We start from the raw sequence: 23,547 nt of genomic DNA, 5'->3' as shown, positions 1-23,547 counted from the left end.
CGAAAGCGCGCATTCGCCTGGAGAGTTCATGCCCTATTCCGGCTTTCCGCCCGTCCTCCTGGTCGACGATGTGCCGATGATCATCGAGGTTGTGCACGCCGTGCTCGGTCAGCTCGGTTTTCGCGACATCGATGCGGCGTCCGATGGCACGGCGGCCCTCCAGTTCCTGCGCCAGCGCCGCTATGGCTTAGTGCTCTCCGACTGGAACATGCTGCCCATGACCGGGTACGAGCTGTTGCGCCACGTGCGCACCGATCCGTCCTTGTGCGAGACACCGTTCGTGATGATGACGACGCAGGCGCAGGCCGATTGCTTCCCGGCGGCGCGCCGGGCCGGTGTGAACGCTTGTCTGATCAAGCCGTTCACGCCCTCGAAATTGCGCGAGACGATCGTCACGGTGTGTGGCAATGCTCGACCGGATGGCACGGCTTAGGCGCATTTATTCGCGACCCTGCACAAATCTGCTCTCGACCCGTCAGTGATCGTATGCTCTGAGATCCTGACAGCGACCGCGCTCGAGGCCAGAACGCTTGCGGCGCAGCCGAAGGCCCTCCTGGTTTCGAGGTCTCGTTCGCACTGTCGCGTAAAGGCCCCTCCCGTCGACATACCGGGGAGGGCCTTCTGCGTTCGAACGATTGATCGGCCGGTGGCGCCCGCATTGATGCATCCACCCGCACCCAGCTCAGCCACTCGGCTACGCAGGCCAACTCCGCCTCGCAGCGGGCTTGGTTGGGCTCCTCGTCCAGATGCAGCTCTGCGATCGACCGCGTCCATCTGACAGACGGAAGTGATTGGCAGGTATCTAAGCCTGCTCTTCGTCGATTTGCCTAGGCAGATTTTGCCGGCGTCCGGCAGGTATTTCCCGGCAAGCCGTCCCCGCACCGCGACGGAACCGCCTAAGTATCTCATCAAATTTAGATTTTTTATTGGACTGTCGCTTGCTTAGCAGTCGACGAATGTTGAGTGAGGATCGCCATGGATCTTTTTTCTGCCCTCCAGACTTCGGTGTCCGGCCTCCAGGCGCAGTCCTACGCCATCAGCAATATCTCCGGGAACATCGCGAACTCGCAGACGACCGGCTTCAAGCGGGTCGACACCAGCTTCGTCGATCTGATGTCCGAGACCACACCGAAGCGCGAGGTCGCCGGCTCCGTCCTGGCTCAGTCGCAGCTCACCAACACGATCGCCGGAAACGTCGTATCGTCGACGATCCCGACCAATATGTCGATCAGCGGGACGGGCTTCTTCACGGTGGTGCAGAAGACCGGAGACGCGAACGGCCAATCCACGTTCAGCGGCACCAACGCCTACACTCGTCGGGGCGATTTCGCGCAGGACAAGGACGGTTACTTGGTGAACGGAGCAGGCGGGTACTTGACGGGTACCAACGTCGATCCGATCACGGGCCAGACGACCAGCACAGGCCTCGTCAACGTCGGCAACGCGACACTTCCGGCTCAGGCGACAACCACGATCAAGTACGCGGCCAATCTTCCGGCGACGCCTGATACCAGCGCCACGACTGTGCCCCCAAACAGCATCCTTGGCCCGTCCATCACAGCTTATACGGCTACCGGGGCGCCCGTGACAGTCAACATGCGGTGGTCGAAGGACGCGAGCACAGATCCGAGCAGCTCAAGCTGGACTCTCTCATATGATGCCGGCACGAACGGAACCGCAAATTGGCAACCTGTAGCCACCAAATTCTCATTTGATTCGACAGGCAAGCTTACTAGCCCTGCGAGCGGGAACGTTGATTTGGGCAATCCGAAGATCGGGGGCTACACCTTTACAGGTCTGGCTTTGGATATTTCTGGGGGTCTGACTCAGTACGCTGACACCACAGGGGCTGTCACGACCAACACGCTCAGTCAAAACGGCAATAACTCAGGCACCCTCACGAGTGTCGCCGTCGGCGCCGATGGCAAAATCAACGGCACGTTTTCGAATGGCGCAGTCGTGCCGATCGCCACGGTTGGGATCGCTCAGTTCGCCAACCCCGACGGGCTGAGGGCTGACTCGAAAGGCAACTACCTCCAGACCGCCGATTCCGGCCCGCCCTTGGCTGGCCTCAATGACAGCACGATCACGGGCGCCAGCAACGAGCAGTCGAACACCGACATTGCGACGGAGTTCTCCAAGATGATCGTGACCCAGCAGGCCTACTCTGCGAACACCCGGGTCATGTCGACGGCCCAGACGATGATGTCCGATCTGCTCAACGTGATCCGCTAGTCGTGTTTTTCCGGCGGATCGCTGAGGAGGCACCGATATGTCGCTGAATGCACTCTCCAACGCGACCGCCGGGCTTGCGGCCACGCAGGCGGCGATCAACCTCGTCTCGCAGAACGTCGCCAATGCGGGCACCGCCGGCTACGTCAAGCGCACGTTGACGCCAGTCGCCACCGGGACCAACAATCTCGGTGTTGCCTCAGGCACCATCACCCGCAGTTTCGACGCCGCCGCCTTGAAGCAGCTGCGGCTCGAGACCTCGGGGGCGGCCTATACCAGCACCAAGGCCGGCATCGCGTCCCAGCTCGACGCGCTCTACGGCGTGCCCGGCAGCGCGGCGGCGCTCGACGGCACGCTGAACACCTTCACGGAATCGCTCCAGGAGCTTGCCGCCAACCCGACCTCGGCGGCGGCTCGCACCACCGTGCTGAGCAACGCCTCGGCGCTGGCCAGCCAGATCAACGGCGCCGCCGCCTCGGTGCAGAACCTGCGCACCGGGGTCGAGGCGCAGCTCGGCACCGACACGCAATCGGCCAGCACCCTGCTGTCCAACGTCGCCAAGCTCAACGCCAAGATCCAGAACACCACCGACGCGTCGTCCCTGGCCGATCTCCAGGACCAGCGCGACCAGGTGATCAACACGCTCTCGAACTACATGGACGTCCAGACCGTCGCGCAGCGCGACGGGACCGTCTCCGTGCTGACCCAGTCCGGCGTGACCCTGGTCGACCGCGGCAACGCGGCAGTGCTGAGCTTCGACGGCCACGGGACGCTGAGCGCCAATTCGAGCTACGCGGCGGATCCGACCAAGCGGACGGTCGGCACGATCACGGCCACGCTGCCGGGCGGCGGCAAGATCGATCTTGGAGAACCCGGAGCCATCCGGTCGGGAAGCCTCGCGGCCGGGATCGAGCTGCGCGACCAGACCCTGCCGCAGGCCCAGCGCCAACTCGACGATCTCGCTGGGGGGCTCGCCAGTTCCTTGACCGATTCCTCTCGGACCGCTGCGATGACCAGCGGCGTGGCCTCAATTGACCTCAGCGGCGCAATTCCCGCGACGAGCAATAAGCCAGGCGCCGGATTAATGGCTGGCAACACCCTCACGATTTCCGTTACAGACATCAACAATGTCCCGAGAAACATCATCCTCGTGGCCTCGGATGCCTCGCCGCCGCCGGATATAGCTGCAGACCAGACCGCTGACGGCACCGCGTTTGTCGCAGCCTTCAGCATCAAGGGCGGCCCAGACAGCTATGCCTCTGTCATTGAAGCCGCGCTCGATAAGCTAAAAACAAACAATCCGACACTTCCGGCCCTCTCTGTTACCAAGAGCACAAACAGCAACTTCAGTGCTGCCGCACTCGCCAGCGGAGCGGCGCTTGAAATTAAAAGCACAACAACTGACACTTCCGTCTTAACCGCTCAGGCAAATGTAACTTTGCCGATTTCGACAACGGACACCTCGACGGGCTACCCGCAGATCGCCCTATTCACTGACCTCTCTACCTCGCCGCCACCTGTTGCTCGACTCTACACCGGCTCACTCGACGACAATTCGCAGCTCACCGGCTTCGCGCAGCGGATCTCGATCAATCCGAACCTCGTTGGCAACACCGCTGCCCTCACGAGGTCGAGCGCGACCGACTCTACCGCTTCAGGAGACCGTGCCAGCAAAATCTACACGGCACTGACGTCCAACCAGCAGACCTTCTCGTCGTCGAGCGGCATCGGCGGCGTTTCCGCGCCCTACCGGTCGAGCGTCGTCGGCTTCGCCCAGGACGTCATCGCCTCGCAGGGCGCCGCATCCTCGAACGCCGCGGCGCTCAACGACACCCAGCAGACCGCCCTCTCCACCGCGCAGAGCCGGTTCTCGGCTGGGGCCGGGGTCAATATCGACCAGGAAATGTCGAATCTGATCGCCCTGCAGACGGCCTACGGCGCCAACGCGCGGATCCTGACGGCCGCCCGCGACATGCTCAACCAGCTGCTACAGGTCTGACCATGACGACGATCTCCCCTTTCGCGGCCGGTTCGTACGTCGCCAACCGGAACACCGCGCAGCTCTTGACGCTGAAGAACCAGCTGAACGACCTGTCGAACCAGCTCTCCAGCGGCAAAGTCTCGCAGACCTATGGCGGGCTCGGCACCGGGCGCTCCACGGCGCTCGCCGCCCAGGGGACCCTGAGTGCGCTCGACGGCTACGCAACTGGCATCACCGCCGCCCAGACCCGGACGAACCTCGCGGTCACCAGCCTGACCCAGGTTGCGACCCTCGGGACCAGTGCTCGGGCAGCGCTGAACAACGGCCTTCAGAGTGTCGCGGTCAACTCCACGGCCGGACGGTCGCTCGCGCTCGCCAACCTGCAAACGGCGCTCGACACGCTCAACCAGTCTGCCGCGGGCAATTACCTGTTCGGCGGCCGCGATACCACCACCCAGCCGGTGCTCGACGCGGACACGATCCTTAACGGATCGACTGACGCCGAGGGCAAACCGCTCGATGGCCTCTCAGAGGTCATCAAGGAGCGGGTCGAGGCGCAGCTGGGGACGGACGGCAACGGCCGTCTGGCAAAGTCTTCTAGCGCCACCTCCGTCAAGTTCACCGAGGAAGCGAGCGCTACAATCCCACGCCTGTTCGGCTTCACCCTGACCGGCACCCCGACGAAAACTGGCGCGGCGCTCAACGCCACCATCACGGGAACCAATCCCGCGTCTCTCAATGTGAGCTTAGCAGCTCAGCCGACCGCCGGCGATAGCATAAGCTTTTCGGTGAAGACGCCCGACGGCACCTCTGCCACCGTGACCTTGACCGCCGCCAACAGCGCGGATTCCAGCTCGACGACCAGCTTCGCCATCGGCGCCAGCATCGCCGACACGATGACCAATCTGTCAAAAACCCTCGACAACGCCTTGAAGGGCGCCGCCAGCAGCACGCTGGCGGTGGACGCAACAGCCGACGCCGCAACGCAATTCTTCAGCGGATCCGTGAACGGAGGGCTGACGGGGAAGGGAGTGATACCCCAGCGTGTCCAATATGTTGGGACGACGCCGGTGGGTTACGCGCCCCCTGATCCGAACACGACGGTACTTTGGTACCAAGGTGAGAACACGTACGACACCACAAAGACGCCGGCCGTGCCAACCCCTGCGCTCGACACGCAATCGGTCCAGGTCAGTGCCACCGGCAAGGTCGGCACCGGCGCGCGCGCCAACGACCCGACCATCCAGAATGTGCTCGCCGGCCTGGCGACCATGGCCTTCGCGCTGCCCACGACGAGCGATGCCAACACCGGCGCTACCTACCAGACGGTCAACGACCGCGCGGGCGCGCTGTTATCGTCGTCCGATCAATCCGATCCTAGCATTCAGGACACCGTCACCCAGCTCAGCATTGCCTCGACACGGCTGTCGAACGCCAGCACCACGAATGCGGCGACCAAGAACAGCTTGCAAAACACTCTCGACGGGATCGAGCAAGCCCCGACCGAGGAGGTCGTGGCTAAGCTGCTCGATGTACAAAACCGCTTGCAAGCCAGTTATCAAATCACCTCTTCGCTCTCGAAATTATCACTGGTGAATTATATCAGTTAGCTGAGACTTGCTGAGCAATGACCATTCTCATCGTGCACTGCGAGCTGAATCGTTCGGATGCAAAGTCATATAAATCTAGAGAGAGCATTCTCAGAAAAGAGATCACAAAAGGACGGCGGATGGATCAAATTAGCCCCAACGGGTCGATCTATTTCGTTCACACGCCCGAGACAGCTCAGATATTTATGAAAAGATTAGTTGAAAATTGCACTATGAATAAAGATAAAGATAGGCTTGCCGTCGTGGATGCAAATCTAGGCAAGGTCTATATCTGGGGTAGTTTCGACGAGGAGATTAGAGCCAAATTTCCTTTCCTCGTCGAAGAGTGCAGCGCCTAGTCAAATTCGCTGAGACACTCCATTCAGAGGCCAGCTCACCAGAGCCCGCAACAGTGCAGACGCTCACCAGGCGATGATCGAAGCGACGCGCCGGCTACACGTGAACGTAGAGAACACGGCGACTGGCGCGCTCGCAAACAGGAGCGCATGAGCGCTCCACCGCTGCGATAGGCTAGAGAAAGGGCAACGGCGACGGGCAGCCCCTTGTCAGACCTCAGGCGTCAAGCGGTTTCCTTGGCCTTGCGCGGGCGACCGGCCCGCTTTGGCTTCTCCAGGACGGTAGCCGCCGCGGTCTCAGCAACCTTCGGGGCGGCCTTCTTCCGCTGCTGACCGAGACCGAGGCTTCTAGCGAGAGCCGAGCGCTGCTCGGAGTAGCTGGCAGCCGTAGACGGGTAGTCGCGCGGCAGACCGTAGCGCTCCCGGTACTGCTCAATCGTCATGCCGTTGCCGCTGAGGTGGCGCTTCAGCGTCTTGTACGGCTTGCCGTCGACGAAGCTGATCAGCGCGTCGGGGGTGATCGATTTCCGGATCTGTGCAGGGGTGAGCCTCTCGACCGCCGGAGCCTCGGGCGCGCTGCCTTGACCGAGCCCCGTGAGCGCGGCGTGCGTGCTGGCGATCAAGGTCGCGATTTCGCTAGGCTGCAGGTGGTTGTTCGAAACATAGGCGGAAACGACGCCCGCTGTCAGCTCGATATAGTCCGTGACCCCACGCTCGATCATTTCCAAATTTTCGTCCACGTCATGTACCTATGCTTAAAGAGTTCGCACATTGTGCCGGCGATGGACAAAAATCAATACGATCGGGAGCTCGCCACACTTTTTTCCAAGGACGCGAGGCAAAGCCGATGTATGGTTGCGACGCTTGAAAACGCGGCCGATGCTATCGCCAAAAACATTCTTCGTCATTTGATCATGGTCGGCAGGGAGTCGATGGTCTGCAGCGGCTCGAAAAGGTGGCAACTTCAGCGGCGTCGACACGCAGACAGCTGATCGTCATGACGACCGACGAAACCGCCGTCTCGCTCTCGGCATACAACAGCGGTCTGGTCGATATCTTCGCGCAGGAACTCATCGGCAGGTGAGCGGGCTGCCCAACGGATTGCCTGAATCGTCCCGATGTAGCCGTGTAGAACTCGTTCCAGGCGCGCACATCCATCACGAAGCTTCGGATGGGATCAGTGCAGTACCCCGCTGACGACAGCACCAAACGATGCGAGACCGTCCCTTTCTACGGCTTCGAGGAAGGCGCGGTAGGCGTCCTGCTCGGTCGCGAAAAGCTCCCGCCACGCGGTGGTACCGCTGGACATGTGGACGACAGCCAACTGCCAAGGATCCTGCGTACCCGCGAACCGAAAGATCTCCACGTCCACCGTCTCACCGTCGCGGGTGAACGAACCTGATAGAGTGGAGTGCTCGAAGTCGCGTTCCTCGTCGTCCACGGCCGTCTCCATCAGGGTCGCTTAACGTCGCCGAGGAACTGGCTCATGTGCACCACGACATCATCGCCGCCGGACGTCGCCGTGATACGCTCCGAAGCCGCCTCGGGCTGCTCAGCGCGCTGAACGATTTCCGTCAGAACCAACTCCACCGAAGGCGGCCATACTACACCGTTGGCCTGGAGCATCTGGGTGGCTGTGACGAGCATATAGGATCGCTTCGGCTGAATCATCATGTCCGCGACGTGCTGTTCGAGCATGCGTTCGACCAGCGCGGTCGCCAACCCAGCGAACTCGGCCAGCCTGTCGGGTGATGCGTCGGCGTCCGACCTTGGAAATCGACCTTCGCTTCCAGATGGTCGGAGCGCCGCCCTGGCTCGCCTCCTCCGGCCATTCGCGCAGCTTGTTCCAGCTGGCCAGTCAACCCCGCGCGCATACATCACTCGCGGATAAAGCGTGACCTTGGCGGCGCTGTTGGATTGATTTCTGCCGATGCTGCAGACCAACGGGCTGTGCAGCCACGACTCCCAGCAGATCCATCGAATTGATCGAATTCGATAAATGCGCCCCTCATGGGTCGCATGGTCCCCTTTCGTCCGAGTAGGCCGGAGCCATGACCATCACCGCCTCGATCAACACGGTCGGCGTCGTGCGCACCACAGAGATCATTCAATCGGCGCGCGCCGCTGCAGCGCTCGAGTGTCGACACGAACCTCAGTGGGTTCTGATCGAAATATCTCGATCGATCGTGACCGGGCTGCAGGATCACGCCGATAAAGGACCTGTCGGCGGACAGCGGCGGGTCGTCGATATCCGTGTCTGAAACCGGCCAAGCTCAGAAAATGAGATTTTTAAAAATAAATCAGGATTTTACCGAGGCAGATCTACAACCGAACTCAAAGCCTCCATAAACTGCATGGGCCTACCGTAAAGGTAGCCCTGCCCATACACGCATCCCATTCCGTTCAGCGCCACGGCCTGCTCCGGCCGCTCGATGCCCTCCGCCACGACCGGTAGTCCAAGCTCGTCGGCAAGTCGAACGATCATCTGTATGATCTTAAAGCTTTTGGGATCGTCCATCATCGATCGGACGAAGCCGCGATCGATCTTGATAGCCGTGGCAGGCAGCGTGCTTAGATAATTCAACGAGGAATATCCCGTCCCAAAATCATCGATAGCGAGACCAAATCCGTACTCACGGAGCTTGTGGAGCGTTGCGATTGAACGATCGGGGTCTTTTATCAGGCCGCTCTCCGTAACCTCAAAGCGTAGCGAGCTGGTTTCAAATCTCCCACCCCGGACCAAACTCTCGACCAAATCGAGAAAGTCGCCCTCAAAAAGATCCTGTGCGGCGATATTTAGATTCAGAAACAGCTTCCCAGGCCCAGGCCCGTCGCGCCCATTGCAATCTGGCAAACGAGGGATCAGCTCGGCGACGATCTTCAAGGCAACCAGGGTCAGTCGGGATATCAGTCCCGACGATTCCGCCACCGGGATGAATTGCGAAGGCGGGAGCAAGCCTCTTTCCGGATGCTGCCATCGCATCAGCGCTTCGAACCCGACGGTATGGCCTGTCTCAAGCCTCACGATCGGTTGAAACACCATGAAGAACTCAGCCCGATCTATGCCGGACTGAATTTCTTGCTCGAGCCGCAGCGTTTCGATGGCTTCGCGAAAGTATAGAGATGGGTTGTGTGTCTCGGATGAAGGTGGAGCGGCCGGTCGACCGCCGGCGCCCTCAAGCCGTGCGACCGTTGCCCGGTAGCGCTCGAGTACGACGCTCAAGCACATGCGGAGGATGGGGTCCGTTCCGGAAATTCGCCGCGCCAGTTGCTCGCGCGTGATGACGATCAAGACGCTGTCTGCCAGCGCCCGGACGGTGGCCGAGCGCTTTCCACCATCGAGGATTGCCATCTCGCCGACGACCTCGCCCGGCCCGCGGCACGCCAATACGAGATCGCCGCCCGAGCGCGTCGCGAGAATTTCCAGGCGCCCCTCCTCAATGAGGTAGGCGGCATCGCCCGCGTCTCCCTCGCTGAAAAGTGTGACACCGGCGCAGAGGTGCACGCGATGCAATGACGGCGGTGACACGACGGGCACGATGACTCGCGGCTAGAGATCGACCAAGCTTGGGCGCGGAAAGCCTCACAGAAACCTCTAAAGGAACCATCCTACGGCGCGATTTGAGGACGCCTTGTTGCCGATCGATGTCGACATCCGCAGCCGGCGGCAGGCTGTAGTATTCGGTTGCTTTCACACGCGGGCGCCATGCACGAAATCAAGTCGGGCGTGCCGGTGAGGCAGAGCTATATGTTCGGGCTTATGCCCCCGCAGATGATCTTAGCGCAGGTCGAGCAAACCTAAATATCGCCGGAGCGTCGACGCGCCCTCTGCCGGACGGAAGGCATGCCGTTAAGAACCGGTTCCCCCCGCGCCCGGGCACCGCTCGAACGAGGGGGTTACAGGGTCACCATCACTAACGACAGGCCGATATTTGTAGCCTGGTGCAGGAATTGATCGAAGCCGATCAGCCACCAGAACCGCGCGTCCGTAATCGAGAACTGAAATCGATGTGCGCAGAGCGTCTTACCGCGGTCGACCAGCCAGTGGACGATCAAATCGATCCCGCTCAACCACCATAAGCTTGGTTTGAAGATCGCTACAACCGCCAAGGTGCCGAGTGCGTGTACCCCGGCATGAGCCGCCAGCGGGAGCCCCCAGCCACCCAGCCGCTCCTTGCCACGCGCCATCCATTCGGTTTGGACCAAAAAATCGGCGACGAAATGCTTGGCCGCCATCGCGATCAGGAGGGCGCCCATCGTCAGCACGGAGCTGTCGGTCTCAAACAGTCGCACAGCTTGGCGCCCCGGGGGATCGAGGTGCCAAGCTGTGTACGAAGATGGTCAAGAAGCCCCTAATCGTCGCAGATTCGTCGCGGACGCGATCAGACGATGTGGAGATCCCCAGCATGCGCCGTCAGCGCCTGCTTCGTGACATTCAGAAGGGTGAGGCTGTGACCGAGGAGGTCGGTGATGACGACGCCGCCGACACCATCGTGGGCCGCCGCCAAGACGGCGCTGACGGAGTTGAATACGGTGTGGTCGAACTGGAGGACGTCTTTGACGACATCGAAGCCGTGGACGGTATCATGCCCGAACTGTCCGCTGAACACGAAGGTGTCAGGCCCTGCACCGCCGGTCATGTCATCATCACCGGGCCCGCCGATCAGCGCGGTCGGCCCGTTGCCCGCAGTGAGGTGATCGTCGCCGTTGCCCCCGTCCAGCACCGTCGGACCGTTCGATCCGGACAAGATTTGGCCGGGCCCGTCATTCATCCCTGTCGCGTTCACGTAAGTCATACTCGGATTACCGACGGTGATCGTCAGGCTGGCGCTCGAACTGCGCCCCTGCTGGTCGCTGACGAGGTAGTTGAAGACGTCCTGTGCGACGGTGTCTGAAGGCAGCGCCCCCGAATAGGCGTGATAACTATAGCTGCCGTCGGCGGACAACGTCAGGATGCCGTAATCGCCCACCACGGGAATAGCGAGGGGACCAGTTACGGGGACCGCTAGCCCGGTATTCATGCTCGCGACGGAGATCACGTGTAGGCTTGCATTGGAGCCGTTGCCCGTATCGTTGGCAAGAACACCGTGCTGCGCATCCACCGTGATGGCTCCCCCCTGGGCGACACCGCCGATGTCGGCCAGGGCGAACGGAGCCGGCGATGCGGGCGCCGCAGCCCCGGCCAATTGGATGACCACATCCTGGGTGGCGACGCCGCCATGGTGGTCGTCGACCCCGATCGTCGAGGTCACAACGGCCGTCTGGCCGGCGCCGAGGAAGGCGAACGCCGCGTCCGCGAGATCGTAGCTCCAAGTGACCGAACCCGCATTCGCGATCGGGCCGGACGCCCCGATACTGAAAGCATGCTCCAGCACCGCGGTTTGCGCCGCGGTGAGGTTCAGGGCGTGGCCCGAGGCATCGAGCGCGCTGATCGTCTGCGCCAAGACCGAGGCCGTGGGACGATCCGTGAGGTCGGGGTCGGTGAAGTGCAGGCTGCCCGAGGCGTGCTCGACCCCGGATCCCGTCGGGGTCTTCAGGCTCAAGGAGGCTCCGGGCGTCGCCACCCCGTCGAACACCGGGGCATCGTTCACCCCGGTCACGGTCAGGACGAGCGTGGACGTAGCGGTGTGCTCGAGCGGATCTCGGGCCGTGTAGGCGAAGCTGTCGAGCCCGGTCCCGCCGGCCGCCAACGCGGCGGCGTGATCGGCGCGATAGCTATAGCTGCCGTCGCCCAACACCGTCAGGGTGCCGTACTGGCCGGCGAGGGTCAGCGAACCCGACGCCATCGCCACGATGGCCCCGCCGACGAGGCCGACTGAAGCCACCGAGGCCCCCGGGACGTTGGCCAGAAGGCCGTGCGCAGTATCGGCGCTCAACCGCGCGGCGGCTGTCACCGCGCCCGTGACGTCGGCCACGGAGAGCGGATGATCGGGGATCGGGGCTGGGACCGATGATCCGAGACCCGAGCCGCCAGCCGTCCCCACCGGCACCGAACCGGTGACGGACGGATCGGATGGCTCCGACCCCACGACCGACGTGGCAGCCCCCGACGGGACCGCGTCGCCGTTCGACGATGGTGTCGGGCCGGGGGAGGGGGTGTGAGCCTCCACCGGCAGCGGTTGTATCACGGATCGAACTTGGACGACCGCTTGCGACTCTGGGACCGCGAGCGGCGCCCGCTCCAGGGCGGGAACGACCGCCGCCGGAGGCTCGATCTGTGAAGACCCGACCGCTTCATTGCCGGCGCCGGGAACACCGGCGTGCGTGGAGGCATGGGGCTCGGGCGTCGATTGCATCGGTACCTGAACGACGGCGGCCGTCGAATGTATCGTGGCTTCTTGCAGGGTCGTGACGCTTGTTGGAACAGCCGCATCCTGGGCCCTCGCGCTCTGCGCGTCCGCGGAAGCGAGGACAGGTGTTGCAGTCGGAGGCGCGGCTTGAGAATGGTCGCCGGGCGATCCCTGCGGTGCGGGCGCGGCCGGAAGCGGCGTGGTCGTCGGGGGCGCGACGAGGTTCGGGGGACTCGACGACCCTGCGGCCGGGGTGTGGGTCGGGGTCGAGGTCGGGCTCGGCGCGGTGACGACGGGGTTCTGGACCCCGCTCGCGACGGTCGCGAAGACGCCTTTCAGAAACCCGGTTTCGTGATCGGTCTCGACCGCGGTCTTCGCGGCGCTGTTGATAGCGATCTGACCCTGCCCGTTCGGGGTCACAGTTGTCACCATGGCGGGATCCGAGACGGTGAACAGAACGTGATTGGGATCGTCGCGGTCGAAGACGTCGTAGCGTCCGGTATGCCCGTCGGGCTCCGTCATGACCGAGAACTTGACCGCCCCATGATCGCTGGCGATCTCGACGTGCACCGCCGTCCCGCGAATGCCCATCGTGGCGGACGGGGTGGCGACCTTCATGTCGCCCGACTTCGCGGTCTGACCGGCGACGAAGGTGATGATGCCCTGGACGAGGCTGAACAGGGCGTTGTTTCCGGTCGCACCAGGCTGGAAGTTCATGCCATCGACGACCATCCGGGATTCGCCGTCGAGGTTGAACGCGGTCCCATCGACGAAGATGAGCCCCAGCTGGCCGCCGTCATCCGTCCGGACCACATCGCCCTTGAAGATCGGGTCGCCCGGGTGCAGCGCAACCGTGACGCCGTTGCGCAGCGCGGAGGCGCCGCCGCTGGCACTCTCGACCCGGCCGATCGCCCGCGGTGCCTCCGGGGCGTTCTCGGCGACCACCCGAGCCTCTTGGGCGCCGACGAGGGAGGCGATCAGCGCGTCCGGGAGCAGAGCGCCGTCCGGAGAGCGCAACACGGGACGAGTGGTGGCGTCGAAGTAGTCGTGGATCACGACGCGGTGGTGTGAGTCGGACACGACGAGATCCGATTGGGCACGCGCATAGTGCCCTTGAAACAGGAGTTCGGCATCGACCACGATGTCCGAACCGCCGCCAGCGGGGTGCTCGACGACGCCGACCAGACCGAAGGCTCCGGACGATCGGGATAGATCGGTCGGATCGTGTGTCGGCAGCATCGACGCCTCGGAACTTCGGCGACGGGAATGGCCGCCGCATGGCACTCTGCCTTGCGCTGCTTAAGGATCCGGTGACGGCGCAGGCGAATCTCGAGGCAGGTCTTCGGGATTCCGGCCCGATTCAAGCCGCTCGGTTCAGGACCAAGTCGCTGTCGCCGGCGTCCAACCGGCCGGCGTGGAACGCCGCCAGCGGATCCTGGGGATCGTCGGCGTGGACGCGGCGCATCTGGTCGGATGCATCGGGATCCCGGCGTGCGAGCGCCTCGAACGCAGCATCGTACCGATCGAAATGGGCGGTATTCGCAGCGGTCGGGACGACCACGGTATAGATCTCGGTCGCCGCAGCCTTGCCCTCCAGGATGATCCCGCCGACCGCGCGGAAGCGCATGCCGGTGACCTCACCGGTTCGCTCGACGGTCGCTTGAGAGACGCAGATCGACGTGCCGAAGCGCTTGTTGATCGCTTCCAGCCGTGCCGCCGTATTGATGGCATCCCCATGGGCCGTGTAGTCGAAGCGGCGAGCGCCCCCGAAGTTGCCCACCACCGCCGGGCCGGTGTTCACGCCGATCCGCGTCACGCCGAAGCCGCTCGGGTGCTGCGCCGCGAAGCCACGGGCGAACGCATCGATCTCGAGGGCGCACGCGACCGCCCGGGACGCGTGGTCGGGTTGATCGAGCGGCGCGTTGAACATCACGTGGACGGCGTCGCCCACGATCTTGTCGATCGTGCCACCGTGACGAAAGGCGACTGCACACACACCGTCGAGATACGCGTTCAGGGCTCCCACCAGTTCGGACGGCTCGGAGCGCTCGGTAAAGCTCGTGAACCCTTCGACGTCGGTGAACAGGAACGTCATCTCCCGCTCCTCCCCACCCAGTCGGAGCCCGGAGGGGTCGCGCGCCAGGGTCTCCACGAGGGCGGGGGACAAGTATTGTTTGAAGGCCGTCCGCAACGCGCGTGCCTCGCGCTCCGCGACGTAGTGACGGGTCAGTGCGGCGATCACGAAAGCCAGGGGAGGCAGCCCCAGCAACAGGCTCGCATCGATGAGCACGCCGCATCGATACCCGGTCCAGACTAGGCCGACCGTCGCCGCGAACGCCGCGGCGAGCAGACCGACGGGCCAGCGCAGGCGTGTGACGGCGACGAGGGTCGCCGCCGCCACAGCGACCGCGACCGCGAGGAACGTCTCGACCGACCCCGCCCAGTACGGACGAACCAGAATGTCTCCGCGCATGATCTGCTCGATGGCACCGGCGTGGATGTTCACGCCCGGTTCGAAGCCGTCGAACGGGGTCGCACGCCGATCGACCAGACCAAGAGCGCTCGCCCCGACGAGGACGATCCGTCCGGCGATCCGCTGGCGCAGCGCCTCGCGCTTTTCCGGATCGTGCCTCGCTGCAAGGACCTGCGCGGCCGACACGGTCGAGCGCTCGCCCCGCTCGGAAAAGCGCAGTCGCATCGAGCCGTCGACTTCCAACGGGATCCTCCGGCCCGCGAACTCGAGATCATAGCCGACGATCGCCCCGGTCATGCCGGTGGATCGCACGCCCCTCAACAGGACTGCGGTCGGTTGCGCGTGGGCGAGGCGAAGGACGGACAACACCAGCGAGGGTATCGGCGCATCCTCCAGCTTCAGGACGAGCGGCATGCGCCGGATGATCTCGTCGGTCTCCCCGGCGACCATGAAGCTCCCCTGATCGGCGGCCGCCTGCTCGAGCGCCGGCAGATTCCGGATCGCACCGCGATACGGCGGGAGCGCCTCGAGTTGGGCCGCGTCCTGACGGAGGAGGCCACCAGCCTTCGGTCGCCCGGCTCCGTTCGGGTCCCGGATCAGACCGAAGCCGGCAACGACGCGACCGCGGGCGAACACACGCGCCAGAACGTCGTCGTTGTCCGGCAGCGGACCGGTCGCGCCGTCGGACCACACCACGGCTAGACCGAGCCGGGAGGTCCAGTCCGCCGCGAGGCGACGGGGGGAGGTGCGATCGGCCTCCGAGAAGACGATGTCGAGCCCGATCGCACGGGCGTCGCTGTCCTGCAGGATCTCGATCAGGCCCGCCACGGTATCGCGCGGCCACGGCCATTGACCGATCTGAGCCAGCGACGCGTCATCGATGTCGATCACGACGACGTCGTCCCGGCCGCCATCGGAGAGCAGGCGACCGGCCCCCCGCTGGAGCGTGTCGAAGGCCAACGCCTGCAACCGGAGAAACGGGGTCGGATAGGCGGCGCGTGCTCCAAGTACGGCGAACGTCACCGCCAGCGCGGCGAGCACCGGCGACATCCGCCGGATCCCGAGTCCTCCACCCGGCGAGAGGCGAACTTTGGAAAAGAGTCGTTGCGGCATCCCTGGCACCGTCGATGATATGGGATCGTTTGGCCCAGGCGGAGTGATCATTCGCCTGAATGGGCGAGGATCATCCGAAGCGCACGACCGCCTTAGTCCTCGTCCGGGACGATCAGGCCGGCGAGTAGGATCCGTTGCAGGGACCGCAGTCCGATGCGCCGATGCTGTGAGCCGGCGGCCATCTGTCGGGGATGCTTGCGAGGCTTGGCGGCGTCGGATGTCGCCGTCGCGGCCTCTGCGCCGACCCCGGCACCCGAGCGATCGACCGTCGGTGGAATGCTGACGTGAACGACGGGCAGGCAACCGATGCAGATCGAGCGGATGATCCGCTCAGCTGAAACCTGCTGGCGCGCCTGGAACGCATCCATCCGCGCCTGAGCGGCTCTGTTCGCCTCCGTGATATCTCCGCGCTCGATTGCACTGGCGCACCACCCGTTCTCGTTCCCGAGGAACGCGGTGAGCGCGAGCACGGTCAGCAAAGCCGTCGCTCGTGGGAGTGAAATACGGAACATGGAGCCGGTTCATCGCGAGGGGACCATATCCCGTCCCTAAACCCGGATTTTCACAACACGGTTAATAGTCCCTTGATCTTTGTTACTCACCACCGGGAGGCGTCGGCGAGGGTCGTCGGCGGGCCGAATTTCGAGGTGGGCCGGTGTCTAAATCGCATGTCGCCTGTGAAGTCTCCGGAGCGCTCAGGCGCTGTCGCGCGGGCTTCCTCGGCGTCGCGCTGCTGAGCGGTCTCATCAATCTGCTCATGCTGACCGGCTCCTTCTTCATGTTGGAAGTCTACGATCGGGTGCTGCCGAGCCGTTCGCTGCCGACACTGGTCGGTCTGATCGCGCTCGCCTTGCTCCTCTATGCGTTCCAGGGCGGGTTGGAGATCCTGCGCGGCCGCATCCTGGCTCGGACCGGTGCGTTGCTCGATCAAGCTCTGGGGCGGCGCATCCTCGAACTCATTCTCCGCGCGCCCCTCAGGTCACCGCCGGGCGCGGCCCCAACGGACGCGTCGACACTCGGGGAAGGCCTCCTGCCGCTGCGCGATCTCGATACGCTGCGTGCCTTCTTGAGCGGATCGGGTCCCGGCGCCCTGTTCGATCTCCCGTGGATACCGGTGTACCTCGCCATCTGTTTCCTGTTCCATCCCCTGATCGGCGCTGCAGCGCTGGCGATGAGTGCGGCCCTCGCCGCCATCGCCGTGCTGTCGGAGCACGTGACCCGCGATCCTCTCCGGGCCTCGACCGCGCACGGTGCCACCCGCCTCGGACTCGCCGAAGCCGCGCGGAGAAACGCTGAAGCTGTGGCCGCGCTCGGAATGCGGGAGCGTCTCATAGTCCGGTGGTGCTCCGCCAATAGGGATTACGGCGATACGGTGCTGGCGACCTCCGATACGACCGGCCTCCTCAGCAATTTCGCACGGACGCTTCGCACGGCCCTGCAATCGGGCGTTCTGGCGATCGGCGCTTGGCTCGTCATCCGCGGAGAGGCGACCGGCGGGATCATCGTCGCCGCCTCGATCCTCGTTTCACGAGCGCTGGCCCCGGCAGAACTCACGATCGCCAACTGGAAGGGCTTCGTCGCGGCTCGGCAAGCCTGGGGACGGCTCGCCGCCGGATTGGCCCGCGTTCCCCCGGAGGCTCTTCCGCACCGTCTACCCGCCCCAGCGGCCAGCCTGTCCGTCGAGGACGTGAGCCTCGTACTGCCCGGCAACGGGCGCTGTGTGATCCAAGGCGCGACCTTTTCTGTGGGGGCGGGACAGGGCTTGGGCATCATCGGTCCGTCCGCGTCCGGCAAGTCGTCGCTGGCACGGGCCCTCGTCGGCGTCTGGCCGCCGATGCGCGGAGCCGTCCGGCTCGACGGTGCGAGTCTGGATCAATGGACGAGCGCGAGCCTCGGGCAGCACCTCGGCTATCTCTCTCAAGAGGTCGCGTTGTTTGCAGGTACGATCGCCGAGAACATAGCCCGGTTCGAGCCGGATGCGCCGCCAGAGGCGGTGGTCGCTGCCGCGCGTGCAGGCGGTGTCCACGAGCTGATTCTACGCCTCCCGCGCGGCTACGATACCGCGCTCGGGGAGGGGGGGGCGGGTCTGTCGGCTGGACAACGCCAGCGCATCGGCTTGGCGCGGGCGCTTTACCGCGACCCGTTTCTGGTGGTCCTCGACGAACCCAACGCCAATCTCGACGCCGAGGGAGAGCTCGCGCTGACCCGCGCCATCCTCGGGGTGCGCCTGCGCGGCGGAATCTGCATCGTCGTCGCCCATCGCCCCTCAGCGCTGGCCGGCGTCGACATGGTGCTCGCGGTAGCCGACGGACGCGTACGGGCGTTCGGGCCCAAGGATCAAGTGCTCGCGCGCGTCTTGCATCAGGGTCCGGCTCCCGACGAGACAACTCCGCTCCGGGAGGTCGCTTGATGAGCTTGGGATCCATCCTCGCACCCGAGATCTATCTCGGGGCACCACCCGAACCGGTCGACGTCACCGCCCGCTCGATCCGGGCCCATCTTCTCCTCGGCATCGGTCTGTCGCTGGCTCTCGTCCTCGGGATCGGCGGCTGGGCTTCCGTCACTCAGATCGCTGGCGCGGTGATCGCGCCGGGCCAAGTGGTGGTCGAAACGGATGTGAAGAAGGTCCAGCACCCGACCGGTGGGGTCGTCGGCGCGCTCTATGTCCAGGACGGCTCGCACGTGAAGGCCGGCGACGTGCTCGTGCGCCTCGACGAAACGCAGACACGCGCCAACCTGGATATCGTGCTCAAGGCGTTGGACGAGCTCACGGTGCGTCGGGCGCGCGACGAAGCCGAACGCGACGGCGCGCTGTCGCTCGCCATCCCGCCCGGCATCGCCGCGCGGGCGGCGAGCGAACCTGATGTCGCCCATCTGCTCGAGGGTGAGACGCGGTTGTACAAGGCCCGCTTGGCCGGCCGCGAAGGGCAACGCGCTCAGATGCGGGAGCGCGTCAATCAGCTCCAGGAAGAGATCGCTGGGCTGATCGAGCAGGCCGCCGCCAAGACGCGTGAGATCGCGCTTATCAAGGACGAGCTTGCAGGCGTTCGCAACCTCTACGCAAAGAATCTCGTCCCCCTGTCCCGCGTCACGGCGCTTGAACGGGACGCGACACGCTTGGAAGGGGAGCGGGGCCAGCTCACGGCCTCCACCGCGTCGGCCCGCGGGCGGATCGCCGAGACCGAGTTGCAGATCCTACAGATCGACGGTGACATGCGTACCGAGGTCGGCAAGGATCTGGGCGAGATCCGGGCGAAATGGTCGGAACTCGTCGAGAAGCGCGTCGCCGCCGAGGATCTGCTCAAACGCATCGAGCTGCGGGCACCGCAGGACGGAACCGTGCACCAGATGAGTGTCCATACGGTCGGCGGCTTGGTGACGCCGAGCGAGCCCGCCATGTTGATCGTTCCCGACGCCGATCGGCTGCTGGTCGAAGCCCGCATCCAGCCCCATGACATCGACAGCGTCCATCTCGGTCAGCGGGTCCTGGTTCGCTTTCCCGCTTTCAACGCGCGTACAACCCCGGAGATCGACGGCGAGCTCACCCGCGTTTCCGCCGATATCAGCCAGGATGCCAAGACAGGCGCGAGCTTCTACACGGTACGCATCGCCCTCACCGCGGCCGATCTGGCACGCCTGGGCGGGGTGCGGCTCGTACCCGGGATGCCGGCGGACGCCTATATCCAAAGCGGCGAGCGCTCGGCGCTGAGCTACCTGATCAAACCGCTCTCGGATCAAATCGCCAAGGCATGGCGCGAACGCTAGGGAACGGACGCCAACGAAGTTACCCCATCTCGCGGCCTGGAGAGAACCGGAACCGCGTCCGGGTCAGCTGGGGTCTCCAGCGCATGGTCCTGCACCGCTTCGCGCAGGACGTCTGCATCCCTGTGTCCGCGATCGAGCACGGCTGCGGACGCCTGGGTCCGGGATCGCCCACCGCTTCGGCTCGCGGACCACCCGATCCGCTCGGAGCCGGCCAACAGCCGTAGCGACTTGTATGCGCTGCCAGCGAGAAGAGATCTGGCGCCGCGACGCTCGTAGGAAGCGTTGCGGCGCCAGATCGATGGCCGGTCTGCGAGATCCGGGGAGAGACTGGGAGGATCGCTTCGCCCTGAGCTTGAAATATCGCAAGGCTGCTATGGCATCGATCTGTCCGGGCCGGTGTCGCTCGCGTCAGATCTCGGGCGGCTTGGGTGAGGCGGATGTGAGCTTCTCGCCCCTTGCCCGGTACGTCCGTCGGACCGTCTTAACTTGAGAGGGATCGACTCCGACCCTCGTAGGTGCCCACCCCGTCGCTGTGCGCTTGCGGGCGTAGTGGGATTGAGCGGTTCGCGTCGAGTTGTGTCCGAGAAACGCGGCGACGCCGGCCTCATCCATCACAACCTTGGCGCGTGCAGCGGCGATGTGGCGGGTCGTATAGGGGCTGATCTTCGCCCCCCGCAACGACGGCACCGCCTTGGCCGCTTTCGCGGATGCCCACGAGCACAAATGCCGGATGCCCGCGGCGATCTTGACCCAAGTGCTGATCTCCAGAGCCGCCTCGATCATCGCGAGCAGCTCTTTGACCATGGTGGCGAGATTGGGCGTGAGATCGCTCAAGTCGAGGTGGCGGACCTCGCCGTTCGCACGCGAATTGGTGGCCTTGGCGTTCGTCACCACCAAGGTAGTTCCCTCCAGGCGAGCGGTCGACCATTCAGTCGGACGCAGGCCGAGTTCGGTACCGAGACAAAGCATGTGGCTGGCTAGACGAGCATACCGGTGCTGCGATTGCAGCAACACTTTAGAGATCTCCCTCATCTCGGCGATGCTAGCCGACTTCCGCTTCCGCGCACTCGTTCTGCGTTTCGCGCCCTTGGCAGGCATGGGACGCGCCGGTTCGGCGTTCAATCGTGCCAGAGCCGCGCTTGCCTCCTCGTAGGCATCCGGGTTTTTGCAGGCGTTCTCCAAAGCACAACGGATGGCGGCTCGATACACCCGGATCGTCGACGGCTTCCACCTCAAATCCGAACCTTGAAACCATTCGACGACCTTATCGAACGGAGTGTACTCGCCTGTCAGGCCGAGCTCCACCGCCGCCGTCCTGGCCAGATTATCGGCGCGTTTGAGAAAATCACGTTCCGTCTCCGGTGTACGGGTCTGGTTTTCACCGATCATTTGGGCACCCCCACGTTACTGCGACTGGCAGTAACGGCTGCCAGCAATGGCGGACGTCTCAGATCCGCCCTGGACGAAGCTGGCAGGAGATGACGAAAAACGCTCGGCTACCGCCGCCGATCGAGACCAAACCGCGCGAGCGCAACCGGAAGGTCCGCGTACCCGGAATGCTGGGCGCAGAACACGGCCCCGGATTCAGCGCAGATCGAGGCGATCCACGGCGACCTGCAGCTATCGTGCTCGCAACGAGGATCCCAGGGCAGGCGCTCGGCATGGAACGCGGCGCGGGCATGCTGGACATCGGTGGCCTGCACCCAAAGAGGAACGCTTCGGTCGTAGCGCTTCCTCGATCCACGCAGGGTCGTCATTTGCGGAACCACCCCGGCATCGCACCCATCGTGGGTGCCATTCGACGACGGCGGATCAGGAAACACACGCAAGATCTCGTATCCGATCGTGCTGTCGGCGGCATCTTCGTTCGGTTCAGGTTCCCCGGGGGACGGATCTGCATCGCATCCATTCTGGGTGCGATCCGCGAGAGTGCAGGTGATTTCCAGGGCGATGTGATCAGGCGAGGCGGGCACGTCCGTCTGGTTCGATAGCGGTTCAGGCATCAGGCAGACGGCCGTATAGGATCGACGAGGTCGACGCCGAGGCGTGTCCCCGACAGGCGAAGGCGCGGCGACAGCTATCGGGGCCGGAGCGTCATCCAGAGGCTTGGTCCCAGTAAGACCGGTTTCCGACTGGGGAAAAGCGGGGCGGATCGTACGAACGCGAGCGCCGTCGACTTTGCAGAACGACCACGTGATGAAGCCGCACGCGCGCAAAATTATAAGCGCGTTTCTGATGCTAATGGGAGCCAGACAGAGCCGAGTGCCGATATCGGCGTCATCAGCTGTGCACCCCTCAGTCGAGAATGCGACATCCGACGAAAGCAACCAGGCGACATGCTCGGCTGATCTCTTCACGTCCCGGTTGCGTATGATCGCCAGGGCCCAGGCGTCCGGTGTAAAAGCGGCGGGCGGTTCGTTCGGTGCGACGATCGACATCTTATAGCTCTCGACGTCCCCTTCCGGGACACAGCAAGGTTACGGCCGACCTTCGCAAAGCGCACCCAATTTGGGTGCGCGGGATTGGGGAGCTCCACCACGTCCCGATTTTCTGGTCGAGGAGCCGTCTTCACCCTTCGTGTGCTGCATCGAATCCTGCAAGCATCATCCGGGACCTCAACTGCAGCGGAAGCGGGGTCCGACCGTGTTGAGGTGTTCGAGATCTCAACGGGTAGGACGCCAATAATTCGACGCGTGGCTTTCCAAGAAGGAGGTCCGAATGTTTTCCTGCTTGTCCACGGATCTGCGCGGGCGCGTCGCGGTAGCGACAGAAGCCACGCCGCGACCATTCGTCGAAGCGGTCGTTTGCGGGCCATACGCCGAAGTTCAGTCGCGCCTGGGGCCGCACGAAGCAGGTACCTGCAAAACGCTGGACGTGATCCGCCAGTCATCCTTCCGTTTCGCCCCGGCTGATGTTTGGGCATGAACGGTGCGGGTGCCGCGCCCTCGCGCCGACCTGAAGGCCGCCGGCATCGGCGACGGCTGCCACGCCTTCGACCTGAAGCTGCCGCGGGCACCCGAGGCCGTCCACACGGTCGAGGTCCGTCGGTCGACCGACGGTGCGGTGATCGGTAGGCTGCGGATCCAGGCCCCGATCGCCGCAGCCGCCTGAGTCGATCCGATCCCGCGCAGCTCTGAGGACGATCCATGGCGTGCCCCTGACCCAGCAAACTGGCTCTTCGCCAAGTTTGGTGGATCAGGCTGCGAGGAGGACCCGTCGTCGTAGGAGGTCGAGATTGGCGCGACCGTACATGGCGCGCTTCAAGAGCTTGAGACGCGTGATCTGGCCTTCGGCTTGTCCACTGCTCCAAGGCAGTGTCAGTGCGGACCGAACAGCATCTCTATCCTGGCTGAGGCTAGCAGCGAAGCTCTCGACGATCCGGACACCGCAGGTTTGCGCTTCGCCCAGCCATTGATCGAACGCCGTGACATCTGATTTTCCTGACGGCTGCTGGCCACAGTGGCTCCGGACGATCCGGCAGAACCGGCGGCCGAGATCGACCACCTTGGCCGCCTCGGTATCCTGCAGGACACGCGAGACGACCGCGGCCGCCTCAGGGCCGAGGTCTTCGGGCTCCCGCAGGAGATACCAGGACAGCTGCTTGGATGAGGCCAGGGGTGATGCGGTGGAGGTCAGAACACGGGTGTCGGTCGGTGCTGGCGACGACCGGATAGTCGTTCCGGCCAGGCCTGCGCGCCGCTCGGACAACCAGCGATGCACCTGCTTCGAGGTGCCGGCAAAGCCGATA

General features: G+C 64.1%; 20 protein-coding genes and 1 pseudogene. 9 read left to right on the top strand and 12 right to left on the bottom strand.

All coding sequences use genetic code 11. From position 1 onward, the window contains the following. Window positions 1-28: 28 nt before the first annotated feature. The 5 genes from BM228_RS25670 (at window position 29) to BM228_RS34055 (ending at window position 6,161) form a co-directional block, all read left to right on the top strand. Window positions 29-433 carry a response regulator gene (locus BM228_RS25670; protein WP_092045035.1) on the top strand — a complete coding sequence of 135 codons (405 nt, stop codon included), beginning with the start codon at window positions 29-31 and terminating at the stop codon, window positions 431-433. Window positions 434-975: 542 nt separating this feature from the next. Continuing rightward, complete coding sequence (locus BM228_RS25665; RefSeq protein ID WP_092045034.1) at window positions 976-2,235, top strand: flagellar hook protein FlgE; 1,260 nt, start codon at window positions 976-978, stop codon at window positions 2,233-2,235. Between the two features lie 37 nt (window positions 2,236-2,272). Beyond that, window positions 2,273-4,231: a flagellar hook-associated protein FlgK gene (flgK, locus tag BM228_RS25660; protein WP_092045032.1), complete on the top strand. Its 1,959-nt coding sequence runs from the start codon at window positions 2,273-2,275 to the stop codon at window positions 4,229-4,231. Window positions 4,232-4,233: 2 nt separating this feature from the next. Next, window positions 4,234-5,823: a flagellin gene (locus BM228_RS25655; protein WP_092045031.1), complete on the top strand. Its 1,590-nt coding sequence runs from the start codon at window positions 4,234-4,236 to the stop codon at window positions 5,821-5,823. A 17-nt stretch (window positions 5,824-5,840) separates the two neighbouring features. Beyond that, a complete protein-coding gene (locus BM228_RS34055) occupies window positions 5,841-6,161 on the top strand; it encodes a hypothetical protein (protein WP_139234199.1) in 321 nt (106 codons plus the stop codon). 221 nt (window positions 6,162-6,382) lie between these two features. On the opposite strand, the gene BM228_RS25650 is transcribed toward BM228_RS34055, so the two are convergent. The 3 genes from BM228_RS25650 to BM228_RS25640 form a co-directional block, all read right to left on the bottom strand. Continuing rightward, window positions 6,383-6,880, bottom strand: a complete 498-nt coding sequence (locus BM228_RS25650) for a Ros/MucR family transcriptional regulator (protein WP_092045029.1) — start codon at window positions 6,878-6,880, stop codon at window positions 6,383-6,385. A gap of 455 nt (window positions 6,881-7,335) precedes the next feature. Then, window positions 7,336-7,599, bottom strand: a complete 264-nt coding sequence (locus tag BM228_RS25645) for a hypothetical protein (RefSeq protein WP_244537310.1) — start codon at window positions 7,597-7,599, stop codon at window positions 7,336-7,338. Between the two features lie 11 nt (window positions 7,600-7,610). Further along, window positions 7,611-7,880 (bottom strand): hypothetical protein, encoded by a 270-nt coding sequence (locus tag BM228_RS25640; protein ID WP_092045026.1) that lies wholly within the window; start codon window positions 7,878-7,880, stop codon window positions 7,611-7,613. A 329-nt stretch (window positions 7,881-8,209) separates the two neighbouring features. Here BM228_RS25640 and BM228_RS34050 point away from each other — a divergent pair, with 329 nt between their 5' ends. Then, entirely contained in the window at window positions 8,210-8,419 is a 210-nt protein-coding gene (locus BM228_RS34050) for a hypothetical protein (RefSeq protein ID WP_139234198.1), read from the top strand. Between the two features lie 47 nt (window positions 8,420-8,466). Here BM228_RS34050 and BM228_RS25635 read toward each other — a convergent pair whose 3' ends face one another. The 5 genes from BM228_RS25635 to BM228_RS25615 form a co-directional block, all read right to left on the bottom strand. After that, complete coding sequence (locus BM228_RS25635) at window positions 8,467-9,696, bottom strand: EAL domain-containing protein (RefSeq protein ID WP_092045024.1); 1,230 nt, start codon at window positions 9,694-9,696, stop codon at window positions 8,467-8,469. Between the two features lie 359 nt (window positions 9,697-10,055). After that, entirely contained in the window at window positions 10,056-10,415 is a 360-nt protein-coding gene (locus BM228_RS25630; RefSeq protein WP_050735516.1) for a DUF3307 domain-containing protein, read from the bottom strand. Window positions 10,416-10,540: 125 nt separating this feature from the next. After that, entirely contained in the window at window positions 10,541-13,261 is a 2,721-nt protein-coding gene (locus tag BM228_RS25625) for a VCBS domain-containing protein (RefSeq protein ID WP_208612100.1), read from the bottom strand. A 547-nt stretch (window positions 13,262-13,808) separates the two neighbouring features. Further along, complete coding sequence (locus BM228_RS25620) at window positions 13,809-15,971, bottom strand: CHASE2 domain-containing protein (protein ID WP_167367824.1); 2,163 nt, start codon at window positions 15,969-15,971, stop codon at window positions 13,809-13,811. A 155-nt stretch (window positions 15,972-16,126) separates the two neighbouring features. Further along, a complete protein-coding gene (locus BM228_RS25615) occupies window positions 16,127-16,513 on the bottom strand; it encodes a hypothetical protein (protein ID WP_092045019.1) in 387 nt (128 codons plus the stop codon). Between the two features lie 176 nt (window positions 16,514-16,689). On the opposite strand from BM228_RS25615, the gene BM228_RS25610 reads away from it, so the two are divergent. Both BM228_RS25610 and BM228_RS25605 read left to right on the top strand, forming a co-directional pair. Then, window positions 16,690-18,444 carry a type I secretion system permease/ATPase gene (locus BM228_RS25610; protein WP_092045017.1) on the top strand — a complete coding sequence of 585 codons (1,755 nt, stop codon included), beginning with the start codon at window positions 16,690-16,692 and terminating at the stop codon, window positions 18,442-18,444. Between the two features lie 5 nt (window positions 18,445-18,449). Continuing rightward, window positions 18,450-19,799 carry an HlyD family type I secretion periplasmic adaptor subunit gene (locus tag BM228_RS25605; RefSeq protein ID WP_425284997.1) on the top strand — a complete coding sequence of 450 codons (1,350 nt, stop codon included), beginning with the start codon at window positions 18,450-18,452 and terminating at the stop codon, window positions 19,797-19,799. A gap of 41 nt (window positions 19,800-19,840) precedes the next feature. On the opposite strand, the pseudogene BM228_RS36150 reads toward BM228_RS25605, so the two are convergent. The 3 genes and pseudogenes from BM228_RS36150 to BM228_RS34045 all read right to left on the bottom strand — a co-directional run. Beyond that, window positions 19,841-20,047 (bottom strand): annotated as a pseudogene (locus tag BM228_RS36150) (IS701 family transposase); the annotation flags it as partial. 160 nt (window positions 20,048-20,207) lie between these two features. Beyond that, a complete protein-coding gene (locus BM228_RS25595; RefSeq protein WP_139234197.1) occupies window positions 20,208-21,188 on the bottom strand; it encodes a hypothetical protein in 981 nt (326 codons plus the stop codon). A gap of 107 nt (window positions 21,189-21,295) precedes the next feature. Beyond that, window positions 21,296-22,237 (bottom strand): hypothetical protein, encoded by a 942-nt coding sequence (locus BM228_RS34045; RefSeq protein WP_139234196.1) that lies wholly within the window; start codon window positions 22,235-22,237, stop codon window positions 21,296-21,298. Between the two features lie 496 nt (window positions 22,238-22,733). Between BM228_RS34045 and BM228_RS34840 the strand changes: the two genes are divergently transcribed. Further along, window positions 22,734-22,910, top strand: a complete 177-nt coding sequence (locus BM228_RS34840) for a hypothetical protein (protein ID WP_167367823.1) — start codon at window positions 22,734-22,736, stop codon at window positions 22,908-22,910. Between the two features lie 84 nt (window positions 22,911-22,994). On the opposite strand, the gene BM228_RS25590 is transcribed toward BM228_RS34840, so the two are convergent. After that, on the bottom strand, window positions 22,995-23,547 hold a 553-nt coding region (locus tag BM228_RS25590; RefSeq protein ID WP_167367822.1), incomplete at its 5' end, for a transposase.

The sequence above is a fragment of the Methylobacterium pseudosasicola genome (genome assembly GCF_900114535.1).
GTDB lineage: Bacteria > Pseudomonadota > Alphaproteobacteria > Rhizobiales > Beijerinckiaceae > Methylobacterium > Methylobacterium pseudosasicola.
The sequence above is the reverse complement of the archived record's forward strand: the minus strand, read 5'-3'. Positions and strand labels throughout refer to the sequence as shown.

What these genes read in the sequence shown, in the direction of transcription:
- BM228_RS25670 (WP_092045035.1), top strand. Translation starts at nt 29, where the DNA reads ATGCCCTATTCCGGCTTTCCGCCCGTCCTCCTGGTCGACGATGTGCCG.
- BM228_RS25665 (WP_092045034.1), top strand. Translation starts at nt 976, where the DNA reads ATGGATCTTTTTTCTGCCCTCCAGACTTCGGTGTCCGGCCTCCAGGCG.
- flgK (WP_092045032.1), top strand. Translation starts at nt 2,273, where the DNA reads ATGTCGCTGAATGCACTCTCCAACGCGACCGCCGGGCTTGCGGCCACG.
- BM228_RS25655 (WP_092045031.1), top strand. Translation starts at nt 4,234, where the DNA reads ATGACGACGATCTCCCCTTTCGCGGCCGGTTCGTACGTCGCCAACCGG.
- BM228_RS34055 (WP_139234199.1), top strand. Translation starts at nt 5,841, where the DNA reads ATGACCATTCTCATCGTGCACTGCGAGCTGAATCGTTCGGATGCAAAG.
- BM228_RS25650 (WP_092045029.1), bottom strand. Translation starts at nt 6,880, where the DNA reads ATGATCGAGCGTGGGGTCACGGACTATATCGAGCTGACAGCGGGCGTC.
- BM228_RS34050 (WP_139234198.1), top strand. Translation starts at nt 8,210, where the DNA reads ATGACCATCACCGCCTCGATCAACACGGTCGGCGTCGTGCGCACCACA.
- BM228_RS25630 (WP_050735516.1), bottom strand. Translation starts at nt 10,415, where the DNA reads ATGGGCGCCCTCCTGATCGCGATGGCGGCCAAGCATTTCGTCGCCGAT.
- BM228_RS25620 (WP_167367824.1), bottom strand. Translation starts at nt 15,971, where the DNA reads ATGTCGCCGGTGCTCGCCGCGCTGGCGGTGACGTTCGCCGTACTTGGA.
- BM228_RS25595 (WP_139234197.1), bottom strand. Translation starts at nt 21,188, where the DNA reads ATGATCGGTGAAAACCAGACCCGTACACCGGAGACGGAACGTGATTTT.
- BM228_RS34045 (WP_139234196.1), bottom strand. Translation starts at nt 22,237, where the DNA reads ATGTCGATCGTCGCACCGAACGAACCGCCCGCCGCTTTTACACCGGAC.